This window comes from Achromobacter sp. DMS1 (assembly GCF_001270295.1).
Map to the genome: position 1 here is coordinate 1 of NZ_LHSJ01000288.1, position 5,034 is coordinate 5,034.

5 protein-coding genes and 1 pseudogene are annotated in these 5,034 nt (G+C 68.6%); 5 read left to right on the top strand and 1 reads right to left on the bottom strand.

From position 1 onward, the window contains the following. The 4 genes from AD428_RS22615 to AD428_RS22630 all read left to right on the top strand — a co-directional run. Positions 1 to 190, top strand: a 190-nt coding sequence (locus AD428_RS22615; protein ID WP_304438942.1) for a zinc finger domain-containing protein, incomplete at its 5' end; no start/stop codon positions are given. Between the two features lie 112 nt (positions 191 to 302). Next, on the top strand, positions 303 to 1,256 hold the full coding sequence (locus tag AD428_RS22620) for an MBL fold metallo-hydrolase (RefSeq protein ID WP_053244995.1): 954 nt from the start codon (positions 303 to 305) through the stop codon (positions 1,254 to 1,256). Between the two features lie 214 nt (positions 1,257 to 1,470). Then, on the top strand, positions 1,471 to 3,147 hold the full coding sequence (locus AD428_RS22625) for an FAD-dependent oxidoreductase (RefSeq protein WP_053244994.1): 1,677 nt from the start codon (positions 1,471 to 1,473) through the stop codon (positions 3,145 to 3,147). 18 nt (positions 3,148 to 3,165) lie between these two features. Next, positions 3,166 to 3,366 (top strand): DUF2783 domain-containing protein, encoded by a 201-nt coding sequence (locus AD428_RS22630; RefSeq protein WP_200908019.1) that lies wholly within the window; start codon positions 3,166 to 3,168, stop codon positions 3,364 to 3,366. Here the strand turns inward: AD428_RS22630 and AD428_RS22635 are convergent. Then, positions 3,356 to 4,315 carry a LysR family transcriptional regulator gene (locus AD428_RS22635; RefSeq protein WP_053244992.1) on the bottom strand — a complete coding sequence of 320 codons (960 nt, stop codon included), beginning with the start codon at positions 4,313 to 4,315 and terminating at the stop codon, positions 3,356 to 3,358. The genes AD428_RS22630 and AD428_RS22635 overlap by 11 nt on opposite strands. Positions 4,316 to 4,486: 171 nt before the next feature. Between AD428_RS22635 and AD428_RS25715 the strand changes: the two are divergent. Then, positions 4,487 to 4,759, top strand: a pseudogene (locus AD428_RS25715) (homogentisate 1,2-dioxygenase); the annotation flags it as partial. Positions 4,760 to 5,034: the final 275 nt, after the last annotated feature.

Genomic DNA, 5,034 nt, shown 5'->3' on the forward strand with positions numbered 1-5,034 from the left:
CCTCGCCTCGGGCGGCAGCACCCTGCGCGACTACGTGGGGGCCACGGGCGAGCCGGGCGCCTATTTCGAGATACACGCGGCGGTGTACGAGCGCGAGGCGCAGCCCTGCCGCGCCTGCGGCGCGCCCATCCGCCGCATCGTCCAGGGACAGCGCGCCACGTATTACTGCCCGAGGTGCCAACGCCCTTGAATCCCCGTAAAAACCCCACCTGTTTGTTTATAGCAAACGTATTGCACAAACACTAACGCGGGGCTATAGTCCCTTCCATGCCCTTATTCCTATAAAAGTGGAAGGAGTCCCCATGAGCAAGCAATTCGCCTCGCACGCCGACCTCGCCGACAAGGTCGTGTCGTTCGAAAAGCTGTCCGACAACGCCTATGCCTACACGGCCGAGGGCGATCCGAACACGGGCGTCATTATTGGCGACGAGGCCGTCATGGTGGTCGACACCCAGGCCACCCCGGTCATGGCGCAGGACGTGATCCGCCGGATCCGCGAAGTGACCGACAAGCCCATCAAGTACATCCTGCTGTCGCACTACCACGCCGTGCGCGTGTTCGGCGCCTCGGCCTACAACGCCCAGGAAATCCTGGCCAGCCGCGACACCTACGATCTCATCGCCGAGCGCGGCGAACAGGACAAGGCCAGCGAAATCGGCCGTTTCCCCCGCCTCTTCCGCAACGCCGAATCCATCCCGCCCGGCCTGGTGTGGCCCACCATGACCTTCAAGGGCGAAATGACGGTCAACCTCGGCAACCTCGAGGTCCGGCTGCTGCAGGTCGGCCGCGGCCACACCAAGGGCGACACCATCGCCTGGCTGCCCGAGCAGAAGATTCTTTTCGCGGGCGACCTGGTCGAGTACCAGTCCACGCCCTATTGCGGCGACGCCTACTTCCGCGACTGGCCCTCCACGCTGGACGCGCTGGCCGGTTTCGAGGCCGACAAGATGGTGCCGGGCCGCGGACCGGCCCTCAAGAACGCCGAGGAAGTGCGCAAGGGCCTGGCCGGCACCCGCGCCTTCCTCACCGACCTGTATGGCGCGGTGAACCGCGGCGTGGCCGACGGCAAGGACCTGAAGACCATCTACCGCGAAGTCTACGACTTCATGAAGCCGCGCTACAGCGACTGGGTGATCTTCGACCACTGCATGCCGTTCGACGTTTCGCGCGCCTACGACGAGGCGAGCGGCATCGAGCACCCGCGCATCTGGACGGACAAGCGCGACCTCGAAATGTGGAAGCAGCTCGAAGGCTGAGAGGGCTCCACCCCCGAAGCGCCTGCGGCGCTTCCCCTTCGAGGGGAGCCCGCCCAGGGGAGCGCGCCGGCGGAGCCGGAGCCGCGGCCCCCGCCCGGAGAAGCGTCGCGCCTGGCTGCGCGAGGCCCGCGGCGCGTACTGCCGGGCCGCGGGCAACGCGCCTGCGGCTGGCGTAGCGAACAAAAAACAAAACGAACCCACCCAGGAGACAGACGTGGGAGACATCGATTACCAGGCGATGGAGTTCGCCTATGAAAAATGCGCCGACCAGGCCGCGGGACAGCGCGTCACGCACCCGGTGGTGGTGGTGGGCGCGGGCCCGGTCGGGCTGAGCACGGCGCTGGACCTGGCCCGGCGGGGCTTGCGCGTGGTGGTGCTGGATGACGATTTCCGGCTTTCCACCGGCTCGCGCGCCATCTGCTTCTCCAAGCGCACGCTGGAGATCTGGGACCGCCTGGGCGTGGGCCAGCGCATGGCCGAGAAAGGCGTGTCGTGGAACGTGGGCAAAGTGTTCTTCCGCGACCGCGAGGTGTGGCGCTTCGACCTGCTGCCCGAACCGGGGCACCGCCGTCCCGCGTTCGTCAACCTGCAACAGTACTACGCCGAAGGTTTTCTCTACGAGCATGCGCGGCAGCAGCCGAATATCGACCTGCGCTGGAAGAACAAGGTGGTGGCGCTGGAACAGACCGGCGACGGCGTCTGCCTGACGGTGGAAACGCCCGACGGCCCTTACGCGCTGCACGCGCAATGGCTGATCGCCTGTGACGGAGCGCGCTCGCCGGTGCGCGCCATGCTGGGCCAGGAAAGCCACGGCCGCGTCTTCCGCGACCGCTTCCTCATCGCCGACGTGAAAATGCAGGCGGACTTTCCGGCCGAGCGCTGGTTCTGGTTCGACCCGCCCTTCCATCCGAACCAGTCCGTGCTGCTCCACATGCAGCCCGACAATGTCTGGCGCATCGACTTCCAGCTCGGCTGGAACGCCGATCCCAAGGAAGCCGTCAAGCCCGAGAATGTGCTGCCCCGCATCCGCGCGCTGCTGGGGCCCGATGCGCAATTCGAGCTGGAATGGGTAAGCGTGTACACCTTTGCCTGCGAACGCATGGACAAGTTCCGCCACGGCCGCGTGCTGTTCGCCGGCGACGCCGCGCACCGCGTGTCGCCGTTCGGCGCGCGCGGCGCCAACAGCGGCGTGCAGGACGCCGAGAACCTGGCCTGGAAGCTCGCCCTGGTGTTGACGGGCAAGGCGCCCGAGCCGCTCATCGACACCTACTGCGCCGAACGCGAGTACGCGGCCGACGAGAACATCCTCAACTCCTCGCGCTCCACCGATTTCATCACGCCCAAGAGCGACATCAGCCGCAGCTTCCGCAACGCGGTGCTCAACCTGGCCAAGCGCCATTCGTTTGCGCGCGCGCTCGTCAACAGCGGCCGCCTCTCGCTGCCGGCCACCTATGCGGACTCGCCGCTGAACACGCCCGACCAGGACGCGTTCGGCGGACGCCTGCGGCCCGGCGCGGTGGCGCTGGACGCGCCGGTGCGCGTGGCGGGCGAGGACGGCTGGTGGCTGTCGCAGCTGGACAGCGGCTTCGCGCTCGCCCTCTTCTGCTGCGACCGGCTGCCCGATGCCGCGGCCGTGCAGGCCCTGCAGGCGCTGAGCATGGCCGCGACGCCGGTCAAGCCGCTGATCGTGACCAGCGCCGAGTGCGACGCCCCGGCCCTGCCCCCGGGCATGACGCACGTGGTGGACAGCGCGGGCCTGCTCGCCCAGCGCTACGACGCGCGCCCCGGCACGGCCTACCTGCTGCGCCCGGACCAGCACGTCGCGGCGCGCTGGCGCGCGCTGGACGCCGCCGCCGTCAACGCCGCCCTGCGGCGCGCCATCTGCGCCTGATCCCGAAAAGAGGCAGCCATCATGCTCATCACCGAAACCAACCTGCCCGCGCCGGACGATTTCTACGAGGCGCTGATCGACATCCACCGCGACCTGAGCCTGGAGCAGAGCCAGGAGCTCAACGCCGCGCTCATCCTGCTGCTGGCCAACCATCTCGGCGACATGGAACTGCTGCGCGAAGCCCTGCGGCTGGCGCGGGAATCCGTCGTCAGCGCGTAGCGTCGCGCCGTCCCGCCCCGGCCCGCGCGACAGGCGCCTGCTGCCCGTCGGCGCCGAACACCTCCGCGATCAGGCCGCGCAGCCACTGGCTGCCGCCGTCGCGGTCGTAGCGGCGCTGCCAGTACATATTGGTCTGCAAGGGCGGCACCTTGACCGGCGGTGCGATGTAGCGCAGGCCGAACGGGCCGGCCGCGCTGGCGGCGAGCTTTTCGGGCACCGTGGCCAGCAGGTCGGTCGCGCTGACGATATACGGCACGGCCGAGAAATGCGGCACGCTGAAATGCTCGGCCAGCACGAGGCCCGCGCGTTCCATGGACTGGTTGACCTGCCCGTAGGGCGCCGCGCGCGACACGATGAGGTGGCGCTCGGCGCGGAAAGCCTTCAGGCTCATGCCCGCATGGGCCGTGGGATGTCCCTGGCGGAACAGCGTGGCATAGCCCTGCCGGAACAGCATGCGCTGCATGACGCCGGCGCCCATGTCGTCGAAGGCGCCCACGGCCAGGTCGATGCGCCCGGCCTCCATTTCGCGCTGCAGATCCGGCCCCTGGGTGCGCACGGAATCGATGCGCACGCCCGGCGCGAGCTGGGCGCAGGCTTCCATGAGGCGCGGCATGAAGTGGATTTCGCCCACGTCCGACATGGCCACGCGGAAGCGCCGCCTGCTCGCGGCCGGGTCGAAGGCGTTCTGGTCCTGCAGGGCGCGCGACAGCGTGGCCAGCGCCTCGCTCACCGGCCCGGCCAGCCTTTCCGCGCGCGGCGTGGGCTGCATGCCCTGGCCGGTGCGCACGAAGAGTTCGTCGCCGAAGGCGGCGCGCAGGCGCCGCAGCGCATTGCTCGCCGCGGGCTGGGTCAGGTCCATGCGGCGCGCCACCGCCGAGATGTTGCGTTCTTCGAGCAGATGCTGGAACACCAGCAGCAGGTTCAGGTCCACATCGCGCAGACTGGCCATGGCGCTTCCTCATTATTCACGGAATTTATAGTTTCTATTTTCGCATTCCCGTAGCCGAGGGGCCGGATTTTGCCGAAAATGGCCTATCGGCGCGCGGGACGAGACTCTCGCCCGCGCCCCCGGACACCGTAATGCGCGGCCATGCACCGCGCCGCCGCCCAGGAGGAACCCATGGAACTGAAATACCAGACCGGCTTCGGCAACGATTGCGCCACCGAGGCGCTGCCCGGGGCCCTGCCCGTCGGCCGCAATTCGCCCCAGCAATGCCCGTACGGCCTGTATGCCGAACAGCTATCGGGCACCGCCTTTACCGCGCCGCGCAGCGAAAACCGCCGCTCCTGGCTGTACCGCATCCGCCCCGGCGCGCAGCACAAGCCCTTCGAGGCGTTCGACGGCGCGCCCGGCTGGCTGAGCGACTTCGGCACGGGCCCGGTCACGCCGAACAGCTGCGCTGGRGCTTGCAACTGCCGGCGTGCCGCCCGGCTATTTCATGGCGCTGGCCCTGCATGGGACAGTGCCGGAAGCATCGCGCACTACAGCGATGCCTTCAACGCGCCGCCTGAGCCAGCCGCGAAGGCGGCGGCGTTTTAATTCGGCTATTGGCCTTGAACACCGGGCGCGGCCACTGTCGCACCCGGATTTCGCGTCACCGCGCCCAGGGCGGAACGGCCTGGGCGCGGTGCTGATCGCGGTTATTCCTTCGTCTCGATGCGCCACCA